Raw genomic sequence first — 22,614 nt, forward strand, 5'->3', positions numbered from 1 at the left:
ACGCGGAAGGCATCAACCGCTCTGGCAGTCGCGGAAAGGCTCGGTTACTTCTGTGCCATGCTGAACACGATCCATTATCCCGCCACCACCGCATCGGACCTGCCCCCCATCCTGATCGTGCACGGGCTCTACGGCTCGGCACGGAACTGGAACGTCATCGCCCGCCGCCTGTCAGAGCGGCGCGATGTGTTGGCGGTCGACATGCGCAATCACGGCGAAAGCCCCCGCTTTCCGACCCACAGCTATCCCGACATGGCTGCCGATCTGGCCGAGGTGATCGGCGCCCATGGCGGGCAGGCCGATGTGATCGGGCATTCGATGGGGGGCAAGGCGTCGATGATGCTGGCGCTGAATCATCCCGGCCTTGTGCGGCGGCTGGTCGTCGCCGATGTGGCGCCGGTGCCCTATGCCCATGACCAGACGCAATACATCACCGCGATGCGCGGGCTCGATCTGGCGGGCCTGACCACGCGCGGTGAGGCCGACCGCAGGCTTGCGGAAACCGTACCCGAGGCCCCCCTGCGCGCCTTCTTCCTGCAATCGCTGGACCTGAAAGCGGAGGGCGGGCCGCGCTGGCGGCTGAACCTTGACGTGCTGGAGGCTGAAATGCCCAAGATCGTCGGCTGGCCCGATCCGGCCGGGCAATTCGAAGGGCCGACCCTGTTCCTGACCGGCAGCGACAGCCATTATGTGAAGCCGGAATACCGCCCGGCGATCCGCGCACTGTTTCCCAATGCGCATTTCGCCAAACTGCCAGGCGCCGGACACTGGCTTCATGCCGACAAACCGCGCGAGTTCGAGCAGACTCTGAAAGTGTTCCTCGACGCCTGAATGCGCCTAGTCCGCCGGACGGGCCATACGCCGCATCAGCCCGTCCCGCAGCACGAATTGATGCCAGAGCGCACCGGCCACATGCAGGCCGATCAGCGCCAGAAGCACCGCCTTCAGCACCTCATGCGCTTCGGCCGCTACCGAAATGCCACCGAACCACGCCATACCCCCCGTCACGGCGAGGGCAATCATCGCCAGATAAAGACCTGCATGGGCCAGCTTCGAAAGCGGGCGCAGAATGGCGGGGCCGCCCTCTGCCGGCGCAGGCGCCCCGCGGCGGCCTTGCAGGCCGATCCGCCACAAAGCCAGCACCAGGACGGCAATCCCTCCCGCCACATGGCCCGCGACCAGCGGATCAAAGGCCGGGCTTCCCCCCTGACGCAGGCTGCGCCATGCGGCGGAAATCGCGTCATTGCCGATGAACTGCCAGGCGACAAGAACCACCGTCAACCAATGCAGCACAATCTGGCTGCGGGAATAGCCCTTGGGCATGTGAAGCTCCCGTTGCTGGCCACGCACCGGCGTGGTCTTCGTTGACCTCTACGCGACGATACAAGACTTCCGTCGCCCGTCAGCCCGTGATCTGGCGAGCGACGAACCAACTCACCGGAATGGCCGCGACAAAGCCCACTGCGGCGGCCACCAGAATGGCTTTCAACGTCACCATGCCCATGGTCAGGGCGGCGACGATCCCGACCCCCATGAGCGAGGTCGACGCCATGGAGAAGATAATCATCATCAGACGGTTCATTGCTGGCCTCTTGTCATCCGGCGCGTTCGGCCTCACCCGATCACACCGGCGCGAGGTGCACCTTGATCCGCATCAACCGCCGTCTCTGCGGCCGCGCAGAAAAGGGTGGCAAAGCGTCGCGGTGCTTGACGACCAGACCCGCCAGCCCGAAGACTGCACACGTCCTGAACCCGAGTGCGCCAATGCCTATGCCCCTCCATCGTGCCGCATTGCGCACTGTAACAGCCGTCGCTCATTGCAAAAGCGTCATGGCTTGCAATACAAATTCCTGCTGTTGGCTGGCCGACAAGGCGCTGTTTTCACAGACCCGCGCCCTTGCGCTTGATCAGATCAAACAATTCTGCGCCGGAGGCGGCACACACGACCTAAGTGCAACCTTCGACGCGCCAGTTCACTGCGGCAGTGGGCTGGAGAACAACCTTCTCAGCTCTGTCTCCGCCACCCTAGGGAGTTCCGCCCGTGACCATCGAATTGCGTGATCTCTCCGGCATGACCGAATTCCGCGCGGCGGAAGACCTGCAACGTCAGGTCTGGGGCGAAGGGGACAGAGAAGACCCGGCCGATCTGATGATGGTCATTCAGCACGAAGGCGGGCTGGTGGCTGGCGCCTTCGAGGATGACACGCTCCTCGGCTATGTCTTCGGCTTTCCGACCGTCACACCGGGGGTGCAGCATTCGCACCGGCTCGCCGTTCTGGCGCGGGCCCGCGGTCTGGGCCTCGGTCTGCGGTTGAAATGGTATCAGCGCGACTGGTGTCTGGCGCGCGGCATCACACATGTTCGCTGGACCTACGATCCGCTGCGGCTTGCCAATGCCGCGCTGAACATTCACCGACTGGGCGCCTCATCGCAAACCTATCTGCCGAATTATTACGGCGAGATGGAGGGGATCAACAAGGGTGCTCCCTCCGACCGTCTGATGGCCGACTGGCACCTGCAAAGCCCCCGCGTGGTCGCCGCAGCGGCCGGGCAGCCACTGCCCCCGGACCGGGTGGCAGAGGAAATAGAGATCCCGGCCGATTTCGGTGACATGATGATCCACGCCCCCGAAATGGCTCAAGCGCTGCGACTGGAAAACCGCGCACAGATGCAGGCCGCCTTTGCCGCAGGTCTGCGTATCACCGGCTTTGACAGCACGACGCGCCGTTATCTGCTGAGCAGGGCCTGATAGCGAAATCAGACATTTCAAAGAAAAAGGACCACCGGAAACCGGCAGCCCTTTTGATTTTCATACATTCCGGCGGCAGATCAGCCGTTGAACAGGAAGTGCAGCACGTCGCCGTCCTGAACCTCATAGGTCTTGCCTTCGACGCGGAACTTGCCCGCCTCCTTGGCCCCTGCTTCTCCCTTGCCCGCGATGTAATCGTCATAGGCCACGGTTTCGGCGCGGATGAAGCCCTTTTCGAAGTCACCATGGATCACACCCGCCGCCGCCGGGGCCAGAGTGCCCTTGGTGATCGTCCAGGCGCGGGCCTCCTTCGGGCCGACGGTGAAATAGGTTTGCAGGCCAAGCAGTTGATAACCCGCGCGGATCAGCCGATCCAGCCCCGCCTCGTGCAGGCCCATTTCCTCAAGGAACATCGCCGCCTCGTCCTCGGGCAACTGGCTGATCTCTTCCTCGATCTTCGCGGAAATCACCACCGAGGCGGCACCGATCTTCGCCGCCATCTCGGCCACCCGCGCCGACTGGCTGTTGCCCTCGGCCGCTTTCGATTCTTCGACGTTGCAGACGTAAAGCACAGGCTTCGCCGTCAGAAGTTGCAGCATCCGCCATTGCTTCAGATCATCCGCCGCGACCTGCACGCTGCGCGCGGGCTTGCCATCATTCAGCGCGACCTGTGCCAGCGCGAGCAGCCTGTCCTGATCGGCAGATTCCTTGTCGCCGCCTTTCAGCTTGCGGGCAAGGTTGGCACGGCGGCGTTCGATGGATTCCAGATCGGCCAGCATCAGCTCGGTCTCGATGGTCTCGGCATCGGCCACCGGGTCGATCCGGCCTTCGACATGGGTGATGTCGCCGTCTTCAAAGCAGCGCAGCACATGGGCGATGGCGTCGCATTCACGGATATTGGCAAGAAACTGGTTGCCCAGCCCCTCGCCTTTCGACGCACCGCGCACCAGACCGGCAATATCAACGAAGGTCATCCGCGTCGGGATGATCTGCTTCGACCCGGCAATGGCAGCCAGCTTGTCCAGCCGCGGATCGGGCACCGCCACCTCGCCCACATTCGGCTCGATGGTGCAGAAGGGGAAGTTCGCGGCCTGCGCGGCAGCGGTGCGCGTCAGCGCGTTGAAGAGCGTGGACTTGCCCACATTCGGCAGCCCGACAATGCCCATCCTGAAGCCCATGGCGATCCCCTTTCGAAACTTCGCCCGCTCTTAGGGCCTGCACGGCGGAATCGCAAGCGCCGGCCCAAGCCCCATTGATTTCTGCCCCGCTTCGCGGCACATCGGACCAGAGTGCAGAAGAGGACCGCCATGACCCGGATCGACGCCAAGTTCGCCGCCCTGAAGGCCGAGGGCAAAAAGGCCTTCGTCGCCTATATCATGGGGGGTGATCCGAATGCGGAAACCTCGCTTGAGGTGATGAAGGGCCTGCCGGGCGCCGGGGTCGATGTGATCGAACTGGGGATGCCCTTCACCGATCCGATGGCGGACGGCCCGACGGTACAGCTTGCCGGTCAGCGTGCACTGGATGGCGGCATGACGATGGACAAGGTTCTGGACATGGTGCGCGATTTCCGCGCGGGCGATCAGACGACGCCGATCGTGCTCATGGGCTACTACAACCCGATCTATTCGCGCGGCGTCGACCGTTTTCTGGCCGAGGCGAAAGAGGCGGGCATCGACGGGCTGATCGTGGTCGACCTGCCGCCGGAGGAAGACAGCGAGCTGTGCCTGCCCGCACAGGCCGCCGGGCTGAACTTCATCCGGCTGGCTACGCCCACCACCGATGACCGCCGCCTGCCGACAGTACTGCAAAACACCAGCGGTTTCGTCTATTATGTCTCGATCACCGGGATCACCGGCGCGGCCGCCGCTCAGGCCGCTGATGTGGCGCCCGAGGTCGCACGGATCAAGGCTGCGACCGATCTGCCGGTCATTGTGGGCTTCGGCATCTCGACCCCCGACAATGCGCAGGCCATCGCAGGCATCGCGGATGGCTGCGTCGTGGGATCGGCTATTGTGAAGGAGATCGGTGCAGGCAAGCCTGTGGCCGATATTCTGGGCACCGTTGCCGCGCTCGCAGCGGGCGCTCACGCCGCCTGAGGGGTGCTGCCTTCCGGAAACCAATCCTCTACCGGCGGGAAGGCCGCGTCGAAGGCGCGGCGCCCGGCGGGGGTGAAACGCAGGGCGCGGCTGCCCTCAACCCGGTGCAGCCAGGCCAGCCCCAGCATGTGATCCAGCATCGCACGGCCCAAGGCCCCGGCCAGATGGCTGCGCCGCTCGCTCCAGTCCAGACAATCGCGGCACAGCACCCGCCGTCGTCCGGCCCGCAGGGCTGCAAGGTCGATTCCGAAGCTGGTCACAAAGGTGGCGCCCGCGTCCGTCAGGGCCAGCCCCTCGGGCGCCGGGCCAAGGAAACCACGCGCCAGCAGGCTGTCGTAAAGCCGTATCCCCGCCTCGCCCGCCATATGATCGTAACATACCCGCGCTGCGCGCAGCGATGGATCGCGCGGGCCGGGTCGGCTGCGCAGATGGCCGCGCGCGGCGGCAAGGCCAAGCAGAGCCTCCAGCACCCGCGCCACTTCGCCCCCGCGCAGGGCGAAATACTTGTGACGGCCCGACCGGCGGGGCACCACCAGCCCGCCTTCCTCCAGCCGCGCCAGATGGCCCGAGGCGGTCTGCACCGTCACACCGGCCTCGGCCGCAAGCTCGGTCACCGTCAGCGCGCGCCCCGCCATCAGTGCGGTCAGGATGTTGGCGCGCGCCGGTTCACCGATCAGCGCGGCAATGCGGGCAAGGTCCGGGCCTTCTTTCATCACGCTGTCCTCCACAGTTCGATCATGGCCGAAACATTACTTTCGCACAATCGGGCACAAGCGGATGTGAAAGGAGTCACCCATGCTGACCTGCATCATCCGCTATCACATCGACCCGACAAAGAAGGCCCAGTTCGAAACCTATGCCCGCACCTGGGGACAGGCGATCCCACGTTGCGGGGCTGATCTGATCGGCTATTTCGCGCCGCATGAAGGGTCCTCCACACTGGCCTACGGCATCTACAACATCCCCTCTCTGGCTGAATACGAGGCGTACCGCACGCGGCTGGCGGCTGATCCCCTGGGGCGCGAGAATTACCAATTCGCCCAGAAAGAGCGGTTCATCCTGCGCGAGGATCGCACCTTCCTGCGGCTGGCCTCAGCCCCGCACGGGTGTGGCGCATGATCGCCGTCCCGCTCGAGGTCATCCCCGCCCCCGGCGCCCGGGACGCTTATATGGCTCGCGCCGCTGATCTGCGGCCGCTGCTGGACGGGATCGACGGATTTCTGGGGGTGGAGCGGTTTCAGAGCCTTACCGACCCCGGCAAGCTTTTGTCTCTGTCCTTCTTTCGGGACGAGGCGGCAGTACAAGGCTGGCGCGAAACCGCAGAACACCGCCTTGCGCAACAGGCCGGACGCAGCGGGCTGTTCACCACCTACAGGCTGCGCGTGGCCGAGGTGCGGCGCGACTACGGGTTGCATGATCGCACCGAAGCACCGGGCTAAGGGAAAGCAGTTGCGCGAAATCTCCGATATTGGTAAAGGAAACTAACCAATATCGGAGGTTCGCATGCCCGTCATCACCTGCATCGACGATCTGAAGCGCCTGCATGCCCGTCGCACCCCGCGCATGTTCTACGATTACGCGGAATCCGGCAGCTATACCGAACAGACCTTCCGCGAGAATGTGACGGATTTCGAAAAGATCCGGCTGCGGCAGAAGGTGGCGGTCGACATGTCGAACCGCAGCATCGCGGGCGAGATGATCGGCACGCCGGTGACCATGCCCGTGGCGCTTGCGCCTGTCGGGCTCACTGGCATGCAATCGGCGGATGGCGAGATCAAGGCGGCGCGGGCGGCTGAAAAGTTCGGCGTGCCCTTCACGTTGTCGACCATGTCCATCTGCTCGATCGAGGATGTGGCGGCGCAAACCACCGCACCGTTCTGGTTCCAGCTTTACGTCATGCGGGACGAGGATTTCGTCGACCGCGTGATCGACCGCGCCAGGGCCGCGGGCTGTTCTGCGCTGGTTCTGACACTGGATCTGCAAATTCTCGGCCAGCGGCACAAGGACCTGAAAAACGGATTGTCTGCGCCGCCAAAGCTGACGATCCCGAATATCCTCAACATGATGACGAAGCCGGAATGGTGCCTTGGTATGCTGGGCACCAGACGGCGCAGCTTTGGCAATATCGTTGGTCATGCGAAGGGCGTGGGCGACCTGTCCTCGCTGTCCAGCTGGACGGCGGAACAGTTCGATCCGCAGCTGGACTGGACCAAGATTGCGCGCATCCGTGACCGCTGGGGCGGCAAGCTGATCCTCAAGGGCGTTCTGGATGTCGAGGATGCGCAGCGCGCCGCCGATTTCGGGGCTGATGCCATCGTCGTCAGCAACCACGGCGGGCGGCAGCTGGATGGCGCGCTCTCGTCGATCCGCATGCTGCCCTCCATTGTGCGGGCGGTGAAGGGGAAGACCGAAATCTGGCTCGACAGCGGCATCCGCTCGGGTCAGGACGTGCTGAAGGCCCTGGCCCTCGGGGCGGATGGCACGATGATCGGGCGCAGCTACATCTATGGTCTGGGCGCAATGGGCGAAGCCGGTGTGACAACAGCGCTGGAGGTCATCCGCAAGGAACTGGACACCACAATGGCGCTGTGTGGCGAGCGGGACATCAGGAACCTCGGGCCGCACAACCTCTTGGTGCCCAAGGATTTTGAAGGCGACTGGGCCTGACCCTCAGCCCCGCCGCATCAACAGCGGGGTGAGCACCAGCACCGCCATCAGCATTGCAGCGGCGAAGACGAAGGCCGCGCGCAGCCCGAACAGGCCCGCCAGAAAGCCTAGCATGGGCGGGCCGAAGAAATAGCCGAAATAGCCGTAAAGCGTGGCCCTTGCGACAGCGCGGGCGCGGGCTTCCGGTGCCGCCATCCGACCCACCAGCGAAAAGGCGGTGGGGGCGATGACCGACGATCCGATCCCCATGACGATGAACCCGGCATAGGCCATCGTGGGGCTGGTGGCGAAGGCCGCCCCCAGCGCGCCGGTGGCGGAAACCACCGCCCCCGCGCGCAACAGCCGCCCCGCATTCAGCCGCGCCACCAGACCCTGCCCGGCGATCCGCGCAAATCCCATGGTCAGTGCCAGCGCGGCAGGCCCCATCGCACCCTCGGCGGGACTGCCGCCCAGGGTTTTCTCGATATGCAGGGCCGACCAGTTTTCGGCCGCGTTCTCGGTCAGAAAGGCGATCAGTACGATGCCACCGCCGATCAGCGGCACGAGGCCCAGCCCGCTGCCCTGCCCCTTTGGCGGGCGGGCAAGACCGTGGATGGTGCCATCCCGTTCAAAGGCCAACACAGCAATCAGTGCAGCACCGATCCCCGCCACCGCCATCACCACGCCTGGCGGCAGCGCCGCATCGCGCATCACGCCTGTCGCCAGCGCCCCGCCAGCATAGCCGAAGGAATAGGCGGCGTGGCAAATGTTCATCAGATGCAGCCCGCGCTCATTCTCCAGCGCGGCGACACGGGCGTTCATCAGCACATCGGTCAGGCCGGTTGCCGCACCGGCGCACATCATGGCAAGCGGGAAAAAGGCCGCCACATGAACCTGCCCCGGCAGGATGAAGGCGAGCCCCATCGCCAGTGCTGCCACCGGCAGCGCAATCCGGCCCAGAGCCACACCGACAAGCGGTGCCACCAGCATCGCGCTGACCGCCGCCAGCGGCGTCGGCAGCAACAACAGACCCAGCCGCGCCTCGTTCACATCCAGCTGCGCCTTGAGGTCCGGCAGCGCGGCGGCGAAAGTGCCCCACAGCACGCCCATGGCCGCAAAGGCCGCAAGCGGCGCATGCGCCGTGACGATCAGGCGGGGCGAAAGCATCGGGGGTTCCTTCTGTCCTGATGCCGTGCTAGCCCGACAGGACAACCCCGGCAAGCCCGGCGCCGACACCGACCCGCCCGTGCCCGACACGCGGCGCCAGAGGTGATTTTGCACGACTTTTGGCTTTCCTTGCAGGCGATTCCCCGCTATAGGCCCCCGATCCGTCATGCACCCTTGGAGGATGACGGACCAGTGCAACCAAAGGAGATACCTATGGCACGCGAGATCCCGGATCTTAACGCCGTGGTGCGGACGGGGACAGGCAAGGGGGCCGCCCGTCAAGCCCGTCGTGAGGGCAACGTTCCCGGCATCGTCTACGGCGACGGCAAAGAGCCGCAGCCGATCAGCATGAACTACAACGCCCTGCTGAAGCGCCTGAAAGCCGGCCGCTTCATGTCGACCCTCTTCAACCTGAAGGTCGAAGGCCAGCCGGACGTTCATGTCGTTTGCCGCGGCGTCCAGCGCGACGTCGTGAAAGACCTGCCGACGCATATTGACTTCATGCGCCTGCACGACGACAGCCGCATCAACCTGTTCATCCATGTGACCTTCATCAACCACGATCAGGCCCCCGGCCTGAAGCGTGGCGGCACGCTGACCGTGGTGCGCCCGGAAGTCGAACTGGAAGTTCTGGCCTCCGACATCCCGAACGAGATCGTTGTCGATCTGGCGGGCCGCACCTTCGGCGACGTGATCCACATCAATGATGTGGCGCTGCCGAAAGGCGCGAAGCCGACCATCGACCGCAACTTCGTGATCGCCAACATCACCGCCCCGTCGGGTCTGGTGGCGGAAGAGGAGTCGGCCGAAGGCTGATCCCCCCTACAGGGCAAACAGACGCGGCAGGGCCTCCCTGCCGCGTTTTTTGTGGCGGGAACTCGCGCATTGCCGGTGTAGGTCCGGTTTTACTTACCTTTCAATTGATTACCATTTTGGTAGGGTGCAGCCAGTTTCTACATTGGAGGTAACCGATGGCCACGATCAAAGGCTACGATGGCATCGACGACATTCTGGTCGGCAATCCCACGGAAAATGATTACCTGTACGGCGGCAGCGGCGACGACACTTATCGGTTCGACTCCCTGCCGGGTAATGATGTCGTCTATGACACCGAGGGCGCCGACAAGATCGAGTTCGACAGTTCGGTTACTGCCGGTATGCTGCGTATGAACATCAGCCCGTCGGATTATGATGACCTGCTGATCTCGATTGTCGACAGCAACGGCGCGGTGGTCGGAACGGTTTCCCTGAACGAACATTTCAACGGCGCCACCATCGAACAGCTGAAGCTGGCCGATGGGACGACGATGAACCTGACCGGCGGCCTGAAGATCCAGGGCACGATCTCGCAGACCACGCTGCGTGGCACCGGCAACAATGACACGCTGGTCGGCTCGGACCGGAACGAGACCCTTTATGGCGGCGCGGGCAACGATACCTACGTCATCTCGGCGGGTCAGGGTTCGAAACTTATTGAAGATTCGCAGGGCGCAGACACGCTCAGCCTCGACAGCTCGGTTCTCGCCCGCAATGTGCGGCTCAATACCAGCAGCAGCGATTATGATGATCTGGTCATCCGCCTGGTGGACGCGAACGAGAACATTATCGACACGATCTACCTGAACGAACATTTCAACGGCCGCCCGATTGAAACGCTGACCTATTCTGACGGTATCAGCGTGAACCTGCTGGCGGGGCTGACGATCCGCGGCGCGGTGAACGACACCACCCTGCGCGGCACCGATCTCAACGATTCGCTGATCATGTCCAGCCGCAATGAAACGCTTTATGGCGGCAATGGTGATGATACCTACATCTGGTCAAGCGCCGGTGGCAGCAAGCTCATCTATGACGGGCTTGGCAATGACGCGATTCAGATCAAGGGCGTCCCGGCTGCCCGCGTGCGGATGAGCGCGAGCACAAGCGACAGCGACGACCTGCGCATCTGGATCATCGACAAGAACGAGAATGTGCGCAGCACCCTGACGCTGGACGAGCATTTCAACGGTCACGGCATCTCGACCCTGCGGGTCGGCTCGGGCCAGGCCCTCGACCTGCTCGGCGGGCTGAAGATCCAGGGCGCTGTGGATCAGACGACGCTGATCGGCACCGCCCTGAACGACCGGCTGATCATGTCAAACCGCAACGAGACGCTGTATGGCGGCGGCGGCAATGACACCTATGTGCTGGGCAAGGGCGATGAAGCCAATTTCATCAGCGACAGCCAGGGGCGCGACCGCATTCTGGTCGAAAAATCCATCTCTGCTGCGAATGTACGGCTGAATGCCAATGGTTCTGACGATCTGCGGGTCATGGTGGTGGACCGGAACGGCAATGTCGTCAGCTCGATCACCATCGACAACCATTTCGACGGCCGCGCGATTGAAAGCCTTGTGTTCTCCGGCGGTGGCAGCATCGACCTGCGCGGCGGGCTGACCATCCAGGGCGCCGTGGATGTCACCAACCTTTACGGCACCGGCCAGTCCGATACGTTCATCGGCTCGCAGCGCAATGAATACATGGCAGGTGGCAACGGGAACGACACCTACAAGTTCGAAGCCGGTTTCGGCGAGGACACCGTCTATGATATCGGCGGGCGCGACACGATCGAGATTACGGGCATCGACCCGGCGCGGGTCCGGCTGGTTCAGCCGTCGTTCAGCAATGACCTGCAAATCCAGGTGCTGAATGCCAAGGGGCTGGTGGCGGATCAGATCTCGCTGCGCAGCTATTATGCCAGCGGCTCGGCCAAGATCGAAAATCTGGTGATCGATGATCAGAGCTGGAATATCGCGCAGCAGCTTGCCGGGCCGAAAACCAGCACCCGCGCCGATGTCGTGCAAAGCTTCTTCGGCGACACCACGATCAACGGCAAGGGCGGCAACGACAAGATCACCGATCTGTTCGGCAACAATACCGTCAATGGCGGCACGGGTCGGGATACGATCACCACTGGCGGCGGTCGGGACACGCTGGTCGGTGGCAGTGGCAACGATACCCTGTCAGGCGGCGGCGGCAATGACCGGCTCACCGGCGGCAGCGGCGCGGATCAGCTGACCGGCGGTGCCGGGCGCGACAGCTTTGTCTTCGCGCGGCGCATGGGCACCGATACCGTCACCGATTTTTCCAAGGGGATCGACAAGCTGGTGCTGAACGACAACCTCTGGGGCGGCGCAGACCTGACCAAGCGTCAGGTGGTGAACCAGTACGCCACAGATATCGGTGATGACATCGTTCTGGACTTCGGTGCGCGTGGCAAGATCGTGCTGGAGGATGTGGCCTCGCTCTACAAGCTGTGGAACAGCATCGAGATCATCTGATCCGACAGGGGGCCGGTCAGTCGGCCCCCTGCCCCGCCGCCGCCATGTGATGCTGCCAGCGGGGGTCTTGTCCCGGCGCATGTCCTGCTTTTTCGGCCAGCCGCGCCGCATAATCCGCACAGCACAGATGATGCAGCCGCGCGACGCCGGGCAGCGCCATGGCCCGCGCATGAAGGGCATCGAACTCGGCTTCATAGCGCAGGGCAGACAGGTCACGCCGCTCGTTCCGGTTGGTCGAACGATAATAGCTGTCGTTATAGCGATCAGCCCCCTGCACCGCTGACGGCGTGCCACGCTTCAGGCCCCAGCTTTCTTCGGATCGCAGCATGTAATGGTTCATCTGTGCCACTTCATGCGTCGTCAGCTCTAGCGGCAGGACACGCAGATACTGCGCCTCGTCCGGCCAGCCGGGAACCGGCACTCCTTCGGCATTCACCAGACGTGGTTCCGGCTCCGCCGCAGGATCGAGCCCGCGCGGTCCGTGTTCGGCCAGGGCGCGGAAGGCCTGCGGTTTGCGGTGGATCACCTTGATCCAGCGCGAGATCCAGTTGCGCGTCGGGCCTGCATTCAGGAAGGTGCGGTGGATCGGCCCATCCTCCCACCTTTCGATGCCAGAGGTGCCGAATACCCGCCAGTTGATCGCCATGGCGGTGAAATCGGGTGACGCCCCCAAAAGATCGGGCAGCTTGCCCGCGCCGCGATGGATGACCAGAAATTCATCGACATCGCAGACCAGCACCCAGTCAGCGCGCCGCACCGCCCGGTGCCGCTTTGCCTGCCGCAGCTTCGCCGCCGTCACCTTGCCCCCGGCGGGCACCTCGGAGCGCAGATGGACCAGCCACCCCGCCGCCTGAAGCGCATCCAGCAGATCAGGCGATGGGTCGGTGCAGTCATTGGTGACGACAACAAGATCGGTAAAGCCGAGCATGCGATACCAGACCACCCATTCCACGATGAACGGGCCTTCGTTGCGCATCGAACAGACGACCGTGGCCCGCACCGCTTCTCCTTGTGTTTTCCGCAGGTTGGGCGGCGCGGGGCGCGCTGTCAACCGGCCATGGCGAGGCTTTGCACCGCGTCGAACACCTCAAGCTCGGGCGGTCCGGCATAGAGATCGCCATGCCCGCCCGCGCCGCGATGGGCCATGCGGAACGCCTCGGATTTCGTCCAGTCCTGAAAGGCCGTCTCGTTTTGCCACAGCGTATGCGAGGCATAAAGCGTATAGCCCTCACGCGCCGGGCCTTTCATCAGGTGAAAAGAGATAAAACCGGGAACGGACGGCAACTGGCTGTCGCGCGCCTTCCACACGGCCTCGAACGCCGCTTCCTGCCCGGGTTTGACCTTAAAACGGTTCATGGTCAGATACATCTGGCTGATCCTGTCCTGCGATTTCCGGCTGGAGGGCGGCAGGGAGAGAGCAAATCCACCGCGGCTGTCTGGCGTGGGGCACAGGATCGGGGTTAAAACGTCCGGGGTCAAGAGGCGGAGGGTGCGATGCAGCTTTGGGTGGGTCTGGGTAATCCGGGCGCGAAATATGCGGGCAACCGTCACAACATCGGCTTCATGGCGCTGGACCGTATCGCGGGGGATCATGGCTTTGGTCCCTGGCGCAAGGGATTTCAGGGACTGGTGTCCGAAGGCCGCTTCGGATCGGAAAAGGTGGTGCTGCTGAAGCCCGAAACCTTCATGAACCTTTCAGGTCAATCGGTCGGCGAGGCGCTGCGCTTTTACAAGCTGTCCCCGGGTGACGTGACCGTTTTTCACGACGAGCTGGACCTTGCCCCCGGCAAGCTGCGGCTGAAGACCGGCGGCGGGCATGCAGGCCACAACGGGTTGCGGTCTATCCACGCGCATATCGGCGAGGCTTATCACCGCGTCCGGCTCGGCATCGGCCACCCCGGCCACAAGGATGCGGTGGCAAGCTATGTACTGCATGATTTCGCCAGGGCCGATCAGGACTGGCTGGATGATCTGCTGCGCGGTATCTCTGACGGCGCCCCGGCGCTCGCCGCAGGCGACGGGCCGCGCTTCCAGAATGCCGTGGCGCAACGCACGTCACCGCCCCGCCCCTCGACCGGGCGCGAGAAGGCGGGGCCAAAGCCTGCGCCTGACGCTACGGCACCGACAGAAGATACCCGTAACCCGCTGCAAAAACTGGCAGATCGTTTTCGCTGAACTATGATCGGCGCAACAGGGAGGAACCAATGCGCCGATTTCTGAAGATTCTGGGGGTCGTGACCCTGATCGTGGCCGCGCTTGCCGTGTGGAAGCGGGAAGAGATTATCCGGCTCCAGTCGGTCCTGACCCTGTTTGACGCGGATCGCATTACCGGCAATTTCAGCCATATGGACGCGGCCTTCCTGTCAACCCCGCTGCCCAAGGGGGACCGCCCCGCCCTGCCCCTGCCTCCCGGTCCGGCCTTCGATCTGCCGCCTGAAACCGAAGACTGGATCACCGACCGCCATGTCACCGCCCTGGTGATCCTGAAGGACGGCGCGCTGCGTCATGAGGGCTATTACCTTGGTACCGGCGCAATGGACCGTCGGATCAGCTGGTCGGTCGCCAAAAGCTTTCTCTCCGCGCTTCTTGGTACGGTGGTGGCAGAGGGCGCCATCGACCTTGACGCGCCCGTGGATCAGTATGCCCCTGCGCTCCGCGGCTCTGCCTATGAAGGCGTGACGGTGCGGCAGGTCGCCAATATGACCTCAGGTGTGGCCTTCAACGAGGATTATCTGGATTTCTGGAGCGACATCAACAAGATGGGCCGGGTTCTGGCGCTTGGTGGTTCGATGGACAGCTTTGCCGCCGGGATCAAGACCCGGAGCGGGCCGCCCGGTGGAGCATGGCACTATGTGTCCATCGACACGCATATTCTGGGCATGGTGATCCGTGGCGCCACCGGACGCGGGATCGTGGATCTGATGTCGGAACGGATCGTCAAACCGCTCGGGCTGGAAGTGGAGCCCTATTATCTGACCGATGGTTATGGTCAGCCCTTCGTGCTGGGCGGACTGAATCTGATCACCCGCGACTATGCACGCATGGGCGAGCTGTTCCGCCGCGAGGGCCGGATCGACGGGCAGCAGATCGTGCCACAGGATTGGGTGGATGCCTCGACCCGCCCCCAGGCCGACACACCCGCAGACGGCATGGGCTACGGCTATCAATGGTGGATTCCGCCGCAGGCCGAACCGGGTGAGTTCATGGCGCAGGGCATTTATGGCCAGTTCATCTATGTGAACCGGCGCGCAGGCGTTACCATTGCCTCCAATGCCGCTGACCGGGGCTTTACGGCGGCAGGCGTCGAGGACCAGAATGTAGCGATGTTCCGCGCTCTGGTGCGGGCACTGGAGGCAGCGGATGGATGAGCGCGAGGACAGTATCAACGTGTTGGGCGAGGCGCTGGAAAGCTGCTCGACACAGCCGCTGACCGGCTTCTGGCGGAATGGCTGCTGCGATACCGGCCCGGCAGATCGCGGGCGCCACACCGTCTGCGCGGTGATGACGGCAGAATTTCTGGCCCTGTCCAAATATCTGGGCAATGACCTGAGCACGCCGCGCCCGGAGTTCGGCTTTGCCGGACTGAAACCCGGCGACAACTGGTGTCTCTGTGCCGCGCGCTTTCTTCAGGCCCATGAGGAAGGCGCGGCACCGCAGCTCCGGTTGCGCGCCACCCACCGCCGCACGCTGGATATCGTGCCGCTGGAGGTGCTGCGGCTTTACGCCGCCGACTGATCGCGCGACCGCACCCCCGGCTCGCGCGGTTTGGCCGTGGGGGCGCCGGGCGCACCAAGGCGCAGCGGATCGTCGTCGCGCATCAGTTCATCAATGAAGAGGCTCAGCAACTGCGGTCGCCCGCTGACCCCTGCCTTGCGATAGATCGCATTGGTCTGCGCCTTCACCGTACCCTCTGACGTTTCGCGCAAGCCTGCGATCTGGGCAGTGGACAGGCCCTTGATGGCGAACAGCGCCACATCGCGTTCTGCCGGGGTCAGCCCCCATTCGCCAAACCGTTCCTCAAGAATTTCGGCGAAAGCCCCCGAAGCACGGCGCAACCGTTCCTCGGCCACGTTACGCTCGGCCATGGCGAGCCGCAGTGCCCATGCCCCCAGTGCGATGCCGGTCACCAGACCCAGCGCCGCGCCCAGTTCCAGCAGTTCGCGGAATTGCCAGCTGAGCGGACCGGCGTTGAAGCCGATCACCGAAGACAGGATATCGGTGATAAAAACTGCCGCGCAGAGGATCTGGAACAGCAGCAAAACCGCAAGCCCGATCGGGCGGCGCGTCAGAAACCGGTGCAGGCCGTTGCGTCCCGGTCCCTTCATTCGGTGCCCGTTCCCACATCACCGACGGCGCCGCCGTCAGTCTGGCCATCATTTGAGATGCCGACATCGACCCCCTCGGAAATATCTGGCGTCTTGTCAGTCACGTCGCGCACGGCGGTGTTGCCGGGCGCGTTGGCCCGCTCGTCCCCGGCATACCGATGATCGGTGCGCAGCAGGTCGCGCAGAATTTCGCCGGTGATCGGGTTGACGACGATCTCGCGCTTGCGGTCCCCACGCTCTGCCGTCACCCGCACCCGGCCCAGAAAGGTGCGGCTGACCACGATCCGGCCATAGCCCTGTTCTTCCAGCTGCGAAACGATCTGGCCCTGAACGGCATCGGCGGGGTCTATCTGCGCCGCGACGGGCGTTGCGGCCAGCAGGGCCGCAACCAGGATCGGCAGAACATTCGGTCGCATTTCATGCTCCAGCATTCACGAGAAAGAAAGCGGTCGGGGCGCCCCGCGTCCCGACCCTTGCCCATCGTGCCAGGTCGCAGGGTGGCAGGCCCCGCGCCCGGCGTCAATCGCGGCTCAGCGGTCGCCGCAGCGATAGGCGACGCCCGCAAGTCCGCAGCGATCCGTCGGGCGCTCGCCGCCCGGCGCACGGCCCGCCATCTGCGACCTGCCGCCGCGCTGCTGCTGGACGCCGCCGGTCATGGACATGACCTCTGCATCATCCACCACCACGCCGCCACAAGCCTCGCAGAAATCAGGATCACCGCCCGCCCACATGGTGTCATCATCCACCGTGACGCTGTCATCCAGCGGGTCACCCAGCTCGACATCGACCGGCTCGGGAGTTTCACCCTCGTCCTCGACAACACCGCCGCAGGCCTCGCAGAAATCCGGGTTGCCGCCCGCCCAGGCCGGGCCGTCCTCGGCGTCATCTGCCGTCTCGTCAGAGGCAGGTTCGCCCTTGTCATCGCCGCGCCACATCTTGTCGCCTGGCGCACCGTCCTCGGCCGAAGCCAGCCAGATCCGTGCCTCCGAAGCAGCACCACCCTTGGCCAGTTGCAGCACCGGCAGTACGGGCGCGGCCCATGCCACGCCGGACACCAGAACTGCGGCCGCCGCCCCCGCCAACAACCTGCCCGTCATTCCCGATTTCATTCTTGTCGCTCCATCGTTACCTCAACACCGCGCCGGATCGGCTGCGGTTGTGTCATGAGGCCACGGAGACGACGGGCGCACCATTCGCCGGATGTTTAGCGCCCGTCCCACAGAGTTGAAACTGCCGCACTAAACCGGGGTTTAGGCGGCAATTCCCTAGATCTTCATGTCGAAGCCCAGATGTTTGGCGACAGTGAAGATGTCCTTGTCGCCACGGCCACACATGTTCATCACGATGATATGGTCGCGGGGCAGCGTCGGCGCCAGCTTGATCACATGGCCAAGGGCATGGCTGGGTTCGAGCGCCGGAATGATTCCCTCCAGCTTGCAGCACAGCTGGAACGCTTCCAGCGCCTCGGCATCGGTGATGGAAACATATTCGGCGCGGCCGGTATCGTGCAGCCAGGCGTGTTCCGGCCCGATTCCGGGGTAATCAAGGCCCGCGCTGATCGAGAAGCCTTCCAGAATCTGCCCATCCGGATCTTGCAGCAGATAGGTGCGGTTGCCATGCAGCACGCCGGGGCGTCCGCCGGTCAGACTGGCGCAATGCTGCATCCGGTCATCCACGCCCTTGCCGCCCGCCTCGACCCCGATGATGCGGACCGAAGGATCATCGAGGAAGGGGAAGAACAGACCCATGGCATTGGACCCGCCCCCGATGGCGGCGATGATCGTATCGGGCAGGCGGCCTTCGCCTTCCTGTTCCGCCAGCTGCCAGCGCACTTCCTTGCCGATGATCGACTGGAAGTCGCGCACCATGGCCGGATAAGGGTGCGGCCCCGCCACCGTGCCGATGCAGTAAAAAGTATCGCGCACATTGGTCACCCAGTCGCGCAGCGCATCATTCATCGCGTCTTTCAGCGTACCCCGGCCCGAAGTAACCGGGATGACCTCGGCGCCCAGCAGGCGCATGCGGAAGACGTTGGGCGCCTGGCGTTCGACATCATGCGCGCCCATATAGACCACGCATTTCAGCCCGAACTTGGCGCAGACCGTAGCCGTGGCCACGCCATGCTGGCCCGCGCCGGTTTCGGCGATGATGCGGGTCTTGCCCATGCGGCGGGCAAGGATGATCTGGCCCAGCACATTGTTGATCTTATGCGCGCCGGTATGGTTCAACTCGTCGCGCTTGAGATAGATTTTCGCGCCGCCCAGATGCTCGGTCAGGCGGGGCGCGAAATACAGCGGCGAAGGGCGGCCGACATAGTGTTTCCACAGGTCATCCATCTCGGCCCAGAAGGTCGCATCCGTCTTGGCGTGGTTGTAGCGCTCTTCCAGTTCCAGGATGAGCGGCATCAGCGTTTCCGACACGAAACGCCCACCGAAAAGGCCGAAACGGCCCTGTTCGTCCGGCCCCGTCATGAAGCTGTTGATCCCGTCCTCGGCCATGGCTTCCCCCTGCGATTACGCCTTCGATGTAGCGAGTTTGCGCCAGCGGGGAAAGGGGGCTTTCCGCCCCCTCTGCCCTGCGGGCATTCACCCCCGAGGATATTTTGGCCAGGATAAAGGGCGCCGGTCAGTCGAGCGACTTCTTGTAGCCCAGGTGACTGGCTTCATAGCCCAGCCGGTCATAGAAGGCATGGGCGCGGGTGCGGCTTTTGTCGGTGGTCAACTGGATGATCCGTGCACCGGCGGCATGGGCGCGGCTCTCGGCCTCTGCCATCAGGGCGGCGCCGATCCCCTTGCTGCGCAAATCGGGCGCGGTGCGGACGGATTCGACCAGAGCGCGGGTCATGCCCTGCCGCGAAAGGCCGTGCAGGATGGTGAGCTGGCAGGTGGCGACAATGCGGCCCTCGACCTCGCCCACGATGATCTCATGCATCGGATTGGCGGCGATGGCATCGAACCCGGTCAGATAAGGCGCAAGATCGCTGCTTTCGCGGGCGCGGCCCAGCGGATCGTCGGTCAGCAGCGCGACAATGGCGGGCACATCGGCACGGGTAGCGGTACGGAATCGGATCATTGCGCCGCCTTTGCGAAAGCCGCGATGCGGGCGTGATCCTTCACCCCCGGTGCGCTTTCGACGCCGGAAGACACATCGACCTGCCGCGCATTGGTCAGGCGGATCGCCTCGGCCACGTTTTCGGGCGTGAGGCCGCCCGCCAGCATCCAGGGTCGGAGCCAGCGGCGCTGCGCAACCAGCCGCCAGTCGAAACTAAGGCCGTTGCCGCCCGGCAGCGCCGTATTCTTCGGCGGCTTGGCGTCGATCAGCAACTGATCGGCCGTCGCGGAATAATCGAAAATCGCGGCCAGATCGCCTTCATCCGCCACGCCCACCGCCTTCATCACCGGCAGACCATAGCGCGCGCGCACCTCGGCCACACGGTCCGGGCTTTCGGCACCATGAAGTTGCAGCATGTCCAGCGGCACCGCCTCGATGATCGCGTCCAGCGCCGCATCATCGGCATTCACCGTCAGTGCCACCTTGGCCAGCCCCGGCGGCGCCGCAAGCGCCAGATCGCGCGCGGTGGCCAGATCAAGATGCCGCGGGCTTTTGGGGAAGAACACAAAGCCCGCATAAGCAGCACCAGCGGCAGCGACGGCGGTGACATCAGCTACGGTCCGCAGACCGCAGATCTTTACCCGGATGTCGGCCATGTCAGGCTTTCTTTTCCAGCAGCGCCATCACATCGTCCTGCGGCTGACCCTTGGCATCACGCATCGCGGCCAGTTCCCGTTCCAGCCGCTGCGCCTCGGCCGTCTTGGTGGAGGCGACACGACGGTGCCGGTGTTCGCGCAACCATTCCCAGACGAAGCCGATCAGCAAGCCCACCGCCACGCCGCCGAAGATGGCAACGAACAGCGGCACCTCGACCTGCGAGTTCCAGCCGACAACCTGCGCCACATCGCCGGGCAGCACGCTGAGCGTGACCAGGGTGCGATTGGCGAAAGCGATGGTCAGAAGGACAAGCCCGATGACCAGAAGAACGAGATACCTCAGATACCGCAGCATCGGCGCAAGCGCCCCCTTTCCTTGCGCGCGCCGTCAGGCCTTGCCGTTCAGCCGGTCGCGCAGCAGTTTGCCCGTCTTGAAGAAGGGCACCTTCTTGTCTTCCACCTCAACCGCCTCGCCGGTGCGGGGATTGCGGCCGGTGCGGGCATCCCGCGCCTTGACCGAAAACGCGCCGAAGCCACGCAACTCGACCCGGTCACCGCGCGCAAGCGCCTCGATGATCTCGTCGAATACAGTGTTTACGATTCGCTCGACATGGCGTTGCGTCAGATGCGGATTGGCGTCCGCGATTTTCTGGATCAGTTCCGACCGGATCATCGGCGATGTCCCCCCCGGGGCGTTGTGGCAGCAGCCCGTTTTTGTTGTGCTATGGACTATAAGCAAGAAATCCGGGGGGACAAACGAAAAGCCGTGCAATCGCCGTAGGTTGGCAGTGCAGCATGGCAAAAACCCGCCATCAAGGGCAAAGGCCCCGCCGGTTGGCGGGGCCTTCACGCGATTCATGGGCCGCGAAATCAGCCGCGGTCGGCGCCCTTGAGGGCCGCGCCGAGGATGTCACCCAGCGACGCCCCCGAATCGGACGAGCCGTATTGTTCCACGGCTTCCTTCTCTTCCGCGATTTCGCGGGCCTTGATCGACAGGCCCAGACGGCGGGTTTTCGAATCCACGTTGGTCACGCGGGCATCGACTTTGTCGCCAACCTGGAAACGCTCGGGGCGCTGGTCCTGACGGTCGCGGGCCAGATCCGAACGGCGGATGAAGGATTTCATGCCGTTGTAATCGACCTCGATGCCGCCTTCCTCGATCGCGGTGACCGCGACGGTGATGACCGAGCCACGCTTCACGCCGTCAACCGCTTCGGTGAAGGTGTCGTCGCCCAGCGCCTTGATCGACAGCGAGATACGTTCTTTCTCGATGTCCACCTCGGTGACGGCGGCTTTCACCACATCGCCCTTGCGATAGTTCTGGATGGCGTCCTCGCCGCGCTGGTCCCACGACAGGTCGGACAGGTGAACCATGCCGTCGATGTCGTTTTCCAAGCCGATGAACAGACCGAATTCGGTGATGTTCTTGACTTCACCCTCGATGGCGGTGCCGACCGGATGGGTTTCAGCAAAGACTTCCCACGGATTGCGCTGGGTCTGCTTGAGGCCGAGCGACACGCGGCGCTTGGCGCTGTCGATTTCCAGAACCATGACGTCCACCTCTTGCGAGGTCGAGACGATCTTGCCGGGGTGCACGTTCTTCTTGGTCCAGGACATTTCCGAGACGTGAACCAGACCCTCGACGCCGGCTTCCAGCTCCACGAAGGCGCCGTAATCGGTGATGTTGGTCACGCGCCCCTTGTGGACCGAACCGATCGGATAGGCACGTTCCACGGCATCCCACGGATCGGACTGAAGCTGCTTCATGCCGAGGCTGATGCGGTGGGTTTCCTTGTTGATCTTGATGACCTGAACCTTGACGGTCTCGCCGATCGACAGGATTTCCGACGGGTGGTTCACACGGCGCCATGCCATGTCGGTGACGTGCAGCAGGCCGTCAACGCCGCCCAGATCCACGAAGGCACCGTATTCGGTGATGTTCTTGACAACACCCTCGACGGTCTGACCTTCGCTGAGGTTCGCGATGACTTCGGCGCGCTGTTCGGCACGCGATTCTTCCAGAATGGCGCGGCGCGAGACAACGATGTTGCCACGACGACGGTCCATTTTCAGGATCTGGAAGGGCTGCTTGATGCCCATCAGCGGGCCGGCATCGCGCACGGGGCGCACATCGACTTGCGAGCCGGGCAGGAAGGCCACGGCACCGCCCAGATCGACGGTGAAGCCACCCTTGACGCGGCCGAAGATCGCGCCTTCGACGCGGGTCTCGTTGGCGTAGGCTTTTTCCAGACGGTCCCAGGCTTCTTCGCGACGGGCCTTGTCACGCGAGATGACGGCTTCGCCACGGGCGTTCTCGACGCGGTCCAGATAGACCTCGACCTCATCGCCGACATTGATCGACGGGGCTTCGCCGGGATTTGCGAATTCTTTCAGATCGACACGGCCTTCCATTTTGTAGCCGACGTCGATGATGGCCTGGCCCGCCTCGATGGCGATGACCTTGCCCTTGACGACCGAACCCTCTTCGGGGGTATCGATCTCGAAGCTTTCCTTCAGGAGGGCTTCGAATTCATCCATGGATGCTTTGGCGCACATATGCAGTTCAGTCCTTTTCATGGTTTTCTGGCCATGCGGTTGGCT

Annotated in this window: 27 protein-coding genes; 11 read left to right on the top strand and 16 right to left on the bottom strand. The window is 63.8% G+C overall.

All coding sequences use genetic code 11. The annotated features are described in order from the left end of the window. Positions 1-57 precede the first annotated feature (57 nt). Positions 58-831 carry an alpha/beta fold hydrolase gene (locus AO684_RS08865; protein WP_054302393.1) on the top strand — a complete coding sequence of 258 codons (774 nt, stop codon included), beginning with the start codon at positions 58-60 and terminating at the stop codon, positions 829-831. Positions 832-837: 6 nt separating this feature from the next. Here AO684_RS08865 and AO684_RS08870 read toward each other — a convergent pair whose 3' ends face one another. Together AO684_RS08870 and AO684_RS08875 are read right to left on the bottom strand one after the other, a co-directional pair. Beyond that, entirely contained in the window at positions 838-1,323 is a 486-nt protein-coding gene (locus tag AO684_RS08870; RefSeq protein ID WP_054302394.1) for a cytochrome b, read from the bottom strand. A 79-nt stretch (positions 1,324-1,402) separates the two neighbouring features. Next, positions 1,403-1,582, bottom strand: coding sequence for a hypothetical protein (locus tag AO684_RS08875; protein WP_054302395.1), 180 nt, complete (start codon positions 1,580-1,582; stop codon positions 1,403-1,405). Between the two features lie 459 nt (positions 1,583-2,041). Here AO684_RS08875 and AO684_RS08880 point away from each other — a divergent pair, with 459 nt between their 5' ends. Next, positions 2,042-2,749, top strand: coding sequence for a GNAT family N-acetyltransferase (locus tag AO684_RS08880; RefSeq protein WP_235451251.1), 708 nt, complete (start codon positions 2,042-2,044; stop codon positions 2,747-2,749). Between the two features lie 80 nt (positions 2,750-2,829). Here AO684_RS08880 and ychF read toward each other — a convergent pair whose 3' ends face one another. After that, positions 2,830-3,927 carry a redox-regulated ATPase YchF gene (ychF, locus tag AO684_RS08885; RefSeq protein ID WP_054302396.1) on the bottom strand — a complete coding sequence of 366 codons (1,098 nt, stop codon included), beginning with the start codon at positions 3,925-3,927 and terminating at the stop codon, positions 2,830-2,832. Between the two features lie 129 nt (positions 3,928-4,056). Here ychF and trpA point away from each other — a divergent pair, with 129 nt between their 5' ends. Continuing rightward, positions 4,057-4,848, top strand: a complete 792-nt coding sequence (gene trpA, locus AO684_RS08890; protein WP_054302397.1) for a tryptophan synthase subunit alpha — start codon at positions 4,057-4,059, stop codon at positions 4,846-4,848. On the opposite strand, the gene AO684_RS08895 is transcribed toward trpA, so the two are convergent. Further along, positions 4,836-5,561 carry a helix-turn-helix transcriptional regulator gene (locus AO684_RS08895; protein ID WP_054302398.1) on the bottom strand — a complete coding sequence of 242 codons (726 nt, stop codon included), beginning with the start codon at positions 5,559-5,561 and terminating at the stop codon, positions 4,836-4,838. The two genes, trpA and AO684_RS08895, sit on opposite strands and share 13 nt — an antisense overlap. A gap of 82 nt (positions 5,562-5,643) precedes the next feature. Here AO684_RS08895 and AO684_RS08900 point away from each other — a divergent pair, with 82 nt between their 5' ends. The 3 genes from AO684_RS08900 (at position 5,644) to AO684_RS08910 (ending at position 7,515) form a co-directional block, all read left to right on the top strand. Next, entirely contained in the window at positions 5,644-5,967 is a 324-nt protein-coding gene (locus tag AO684_RS08900; RefSeq protein ID WP_054302399.1) for an NIPSNAP family protein, read from the top strand. A 50-nt stretch (positions 5,968-6,017) separates the two neighbouring features. After that, positions 6,018-6,287 (top strand): antibiotic biosynthesis monooxygenase, encoded by a 270-nt coding sequence (locus AO684_RS08905; RefSeq protein ID WP_369814584.1) that lies wholly within the window; start codon positions 6,018-6,020, stop codon positions 6,285-6,287. Between the two features lie 64 nt (positions 6,288-6,351). After that, positions 6,352-7,515, top strand: a complete 1,164-nt coding sequence (locus AO684_RS08910; protein WP_054302401.1) for an alpha-hydroxy acid oxidase — start codon at positions 6,352-6,354, stop codon at positions 7,513-7,515. Positions 7,516-7,518: 3 nt separating this feature from the next. Here the strand turns inward: AO684_RS08910 and AO684_RS08915 are convergent, their stop codons facing one another. After that, positions 7,519-8,661, bottom strand: a complete 1,143-nt coding sequence (locus AO684_RS08915; protein WP_054302402.1) for an MFS transporter — start codon at positions 8,659-8,661, stop codon at positions 7,519-7,521. A gap of 213 nt (positions 8,662-8,874) precedes the next feature. On the opposite strand from AO684_RS08915, the gene AO684_RS08920 reads away from it, so the two are divergent. Together AO684_RS08920 and AO684_RS08925 are read left to right on the top strand one after the other, a co-directional pair. Beyond that, positions 8,875-9,477 (top strand): 50S ribosomal protein L25/general stress protein Ctc, encoded by a 603-nt coding sequence (locus AO684_RS08920; RefSeq protein ID WP_054302403.1) that lies wholly within the window; start codon positions 8,875-8,877, stop codon positions 9,475-9,477. Positions 9,478-9,632: 155 nt separating this feature from the next. Beyond that, a complete protein-coding gene (locus AO684_RS08925) occupies positions 9,633-11,981 on the top strand; it encodes a calcium-binding protein (protein WP_054302404.1) in 2,349 nt (782 codons plus the stop codon). A 16-nt stretch (positions 11,982-11,997) separates the two neighbouring features. Here AO684_RS08925 and AO684_RS08930 read toward each other — a convergent pair whose 3' ends face one another. Next, positions 11,998-12,981: a glycosyltransferase family 2 protein gene (locus AO684_RS08930; RefSeq protein WP_152968387.1), complete on the bottom strand. Its 984-nt coding sequence runs from the start codon at positions 12,979-12,981 to the stop codon at positions 11,998-12,000. A 47-nt stretch (positions 12,982-13,028) separates the two neighbouring features. Beyond that, positions 13,029-13,349, bottom strand: coding sequence for an antibiotic biosynthesis monooxygenase (locus AO684_RS08935; protein ID WP_054302406.1), 321 nt, complete (start codon positions 13,347-13,349; stop codon positions 13,029-13,031). Between the two features lie 126 nt (positions 13,350-13,475). On the opposite strand from AO684_RS08935, the gene pth reads away from it, so the two are divergent. The 3 genes from pth to AO684_RS08950 are packed head-to-tail and all read left to right on the top strand — an operon-like array spanning position 13,476 to position 15,716. Then, on the top strand, positions 13,476-14,156 hold the full coding sequence (gene pth, locus AO684_RS08940; RefSeq protein ID WP_054302407.1) for an aminoacyl-tRNA hydrolase: 681 nt from the start codon (positions 13,476-13,478) through the stop codon (positions 14,154-14,156). Between the two features lie 29 nt (positions 14,157-14,185). Then, on the top strand, positions 14,186-15,349 hold the full coding sequence (locus AO684_RS08945) for a serine hydrolase (protein WP_054302408.1): 1,164 nt from the start codon (positions 14,186-14,188) through the stop codon (positions 15,347-15,349). Continuing rightward, the gene (locus tag AO684_RS08950) at positions 15,342-15,716 is read left to right on the top strand and encodes a DUF2237 family protein (protein ID WP_054302409.1); all 375 of its coding nucleotides are present in this window, start codon (positions 15,342-15,344) and stop codon (positions 15,714-15,716) included. The genes AO684_RS08945 and AO684_RS08950 overlap by 8 nt, the downstream gene beginning before the upstream one ends. Here AO684_RS08950 and AO684_RS08955 read toward each other — a convergent pair. From AO684_RS08955 to rpsA, 9 genes are all read right to left on the bottom strand, one after another. Then, positions 15,701-16,306, bottom strand: coding sequence for a helix-turn-helix transcriptional regulator (locus AO684_RS08955; protein WP_054302410.1), 606 nt, complete (start codon positions 16,304-16,306; stop codon positions 15,701-15,703). The two genes, AO684_RS08950 and AO684_RS08955, sit on opposite strands and share 16 nt — an antisense overlap. Beyond that, positions 16,303-16,722 (bottom strand): hypothetical protein, encoded by a 420-nt coding sequence (locus tag AO684_RS08960; protein ID WP_152968388.1) that lies wholly within the window; start codon positions 16,720-16,722, stop codon positions 16,303-16,305. The genes AO684_RS08955 and AO684_RS08960 overlap by 4 nt, the downstream gene beginning before the upstream one ends. 114 nt (positions 16,723-16,836) lie before the next feature. Then, positions 16,837-17,403 (bottom strand): hypothetical protein, encoded by a 567-nt coding sequence (locus tag AO684_RS08965; protein ID WP_054302412.1) that lies wholly within the window; start codon positions 17,401-17,403, stop codon positions 16,837-16,839. Between the two features lie 168 nt (positions 17,404-17,571). Then, entirely contained in the window at positions 17,572-18,804 is a 1,233-nt protein-coding gene (gene trpB, locus AO684_RS08970; RefSeq protein ID WP_054302413.1) for a tryptophan synthase subunit beta, read from the bottom strand. A 127-nt stretch (positions 18,805-18,931) separates the two neighbouring features. After that, entirely contained in the window at positions 18,932-19,378 is a 447-nt protein-coding gene (locus AO684_RS08975; protein ID WP_054302414.1) for a GNAT family N-acetyltransferase, read from the bottom strand. Then, positions 19,375-20,013 carry a phosphoribosylanthranilate isomerase gene (locus AO684_RS08980; RefSeq protein WP_054302415.1) on the bottom strand — a complete coding sequence of 213 codons (639 nt, stop codon included), beginning with the start codon at positions 20,011-20,013 and terminating at the stop codon, positions 19,375-19,377. The genes AO684_RS08975 and AO684_RS08980 overlap by 4 nt, the downstream gene beginning before the upstream one ends. 1 nt (position 20,014) lies before the next feature. Continuing rightward, a complete protein-coding gene (locus tag AO684_RS08985; protein WP_229825401.1) occupies positions 20,015-20,368 on the bottom strand; it encodes a LapA family protein in 354 nt (117 codons plus the stop codon). 33 nt (positions 20,369-20,401) lie between these two features. Further along, a complete protein-coding gene (gene ihfB, locus AO684_RS08990; protein WP_054302416.1) occupies positions 20,402-20,686 on the bottom strand; it encodes an integration host factor subunit beta in 285 nt (94 codons plus the stop codon). A 197-nt stretch (positions 20,687-20,883) separates the two neighbouring features. Beyond that, on the bottom strand, positions 20,884-22,569 hold the full coding sequence (rpsA, locus tag AO684_RS08995; protein ID WP_054302417.1) for a 30S ribosomal protein S1: 1,686 nt from the start codon (positions 22,567-22,569) through the stop codon (positions 20,884-20,886). Positions 22,570-22,614 lie beyond the last annotated feature (45 nt).

It is taken from the genome of Gemmobacter sp. LW-1, from assembly GCF_001303875.1.
GTDB classification, from domain to species: Bacteria; Pseudomonadota; Alphaproteobacteria; order Rhodobacterales; family Rhodobacteraceae; genus Gemmobacter; species Gemmobacter caeni.

Excerpts from the sequence above, each read along its gene's own strand:
- AO684_RS08895 (WP_054302398.1), bottom strand. The coding sequence starts at position 5,561 with ATGAAAGAAGGCCCGGACCTTGCCCGCATTGCCGCGCTGATCGGTGAA.
- pth (WP_054302407.1), top strand. The coding sequence starts at position 13,476 with ATGCAGCTTTGGGTGGGTCTGGGTAATCCGGGCGCGAAATATGCGGGC.
- AO684_RS08905 (WP_369814584.1), top strand. The coding sequence starts at position 6,018 with ATGGCTCGCGCCGCTGATCTGCGGCCGCTGCTGGACGGGATCGACGGA.
- AO684_RS08925 (WP_054302404.1), top strand. The coding sequence starts at position 9,633 with ATGGCCACGATCAAAGGCTACGATGGCATCGACGACATTCTGGTCGGC.
- AO684_RS08935 (WP_054302406.1), bottom strand. The coding sequence starts at position 13,349 with ATGTATCTGACCATGAACCGTTTTAAGGTCAAACCCGGGCAGGAAGCG.
- trpB (WP_054302413.1), bottom strand. The coding sequence starts at position 18,804 with ATGGCCGAGGACGGGATCAACAGCTTCATGACGGGGCCGGACGAACAG.
- ychF (WP_054302396.1), bottom strand. The coding sequence starts at position 3,927 with ATGGGCTTCAGGATGGGCATTGTCGGGCTGCCGAATGTGGGCAAGTCC.
- AO684_RS08945 (WP_054302408.1), top strand. The coding sequence starts at position 14,186 with ATGCGCCGATTTCTGAAGATTCTGGGGGTCGTGACCCTGATCGTGGCC.
- AO684_RS08950 (WP_054302409.1), top strand. The coding sequence starts at position 15,342 with ATGGATGAGCGCGAGGACAGTATCAACGTGTTGGGCGAGGCGCTGGAA.
- AO684_RS08960 (WP_152968388.1), bottom strand. The coding sequence starts at position 16,722 with ATGCGACCGAATGTTCTGCCGATCCTGGTTGCGGCCCTGCTGGCCGCA.
- ihfB (WP_054302416.1), bottom strand. The coding sequence starts at position 20,686 with ATGATCCGGTCGGAACTGATCCAGAAAATCGCGGACGCCAATCCGCAT.
- rpsA (WP_054302417.1), bottom strand. The coding sequence starts at position 22,569 with ATGTGCGCCAAAGCATCCATGGATGAATTCGAAGCCCTCCTGAAGGAA.
- AO684_RS08865 (WP_054302393.1), top strand. The coding sequence starts at position 58 with ATGCTGAACACGATCCATTATCCCGCCACCACCGCATCGGACCTGCCC.
- AO684_RS08965 (WP_054302412.1), bottom strand. The coding sequence starts at position 17,403 with ATGACGGGCAGGTTGTTGGCGGGGGCGGCGGCCGCAGTTCTGGTGTCC.
- AO684_RS08915 (WP_054302402.1), bottom strand. The coding sequence starts at position 8,661 with ATGCTTTCGCCCCGCCTGATCGTCACGGCGCATGCGCCGCTTGCGGCC.
- AO684_RS08955 (WP_054302410.1), bottom strand. The coding sequence starts at position 16,306 with ATGAAGGGACCGGGACGCAACGGCCTGCACCGGTTTCTGACGCGCCGC.
- AO684_RS08875 (WP_054302395.1), bottom strand. The coding sequence starts at position 1,582 with ATGAACCGTCTGATGATGATTATCTTCTCCATGGCGTCGACCTCGCTC.
- AO684_RS08910 (WP_054302401.1), top strand. The coding sequence starts at position 6,352 with ATGCCCGTCATCACCTGCATCGACGATCTGAAGCGCCTGCATGCCCGT.
- AO684_RS08985 (WP_229825401.1), bottom strand. The coding sequence starts at position 20,368 with ATGCTGCGGTATCTGAGGTATCTCGTTCTTCTGGTCATCGGGCTTGTC.
- AO684_RS08980 (WP_054302415.1), bottom strand. The coding sequence starts at position 20,013 with ATGGCCGACATCCGGGTAAAGATCTGCGGTCTGCGGACCGTAGCTGAT.
- AO684_RS08920 (WP_054302403.1), top strand. The coding sequence starts at position 8,875 with ATGGCACGCGAGATCCCGGATCTTAACGCCGTGGTGCGGACGGGGACA.
- AO684_RS08975 (WP_054302414.1), bottom strand. The coding sequence starts at position 19,378 with ATGATCCGATTCCGTACCGCTACCCGTGCCGATGTGCCCGCCATTGTC.
- trpA (WP_054302397.1), top strand. The coding sequence starts at position 4,057 with ATGACCCGGATCGACGCCAAGTTCGCCGCCCTGAAGGCCGAGGGCAAA.
- AO684_RS08870 (WP_054302394.1), bottom strand. The coding sequence starts at position 1,323 with ATGCCCAAGGGCTATTCCCGCAGCCAGATTGTGCTGCATTGGTTGACG.
- AO684_RS08900 (WP_054302399.1), top strand. The coding sequence starts at position 5,644 with ATGCTGACCTGCATCATCCGCTATCACATCGACCCGACAAAGAAGGCC.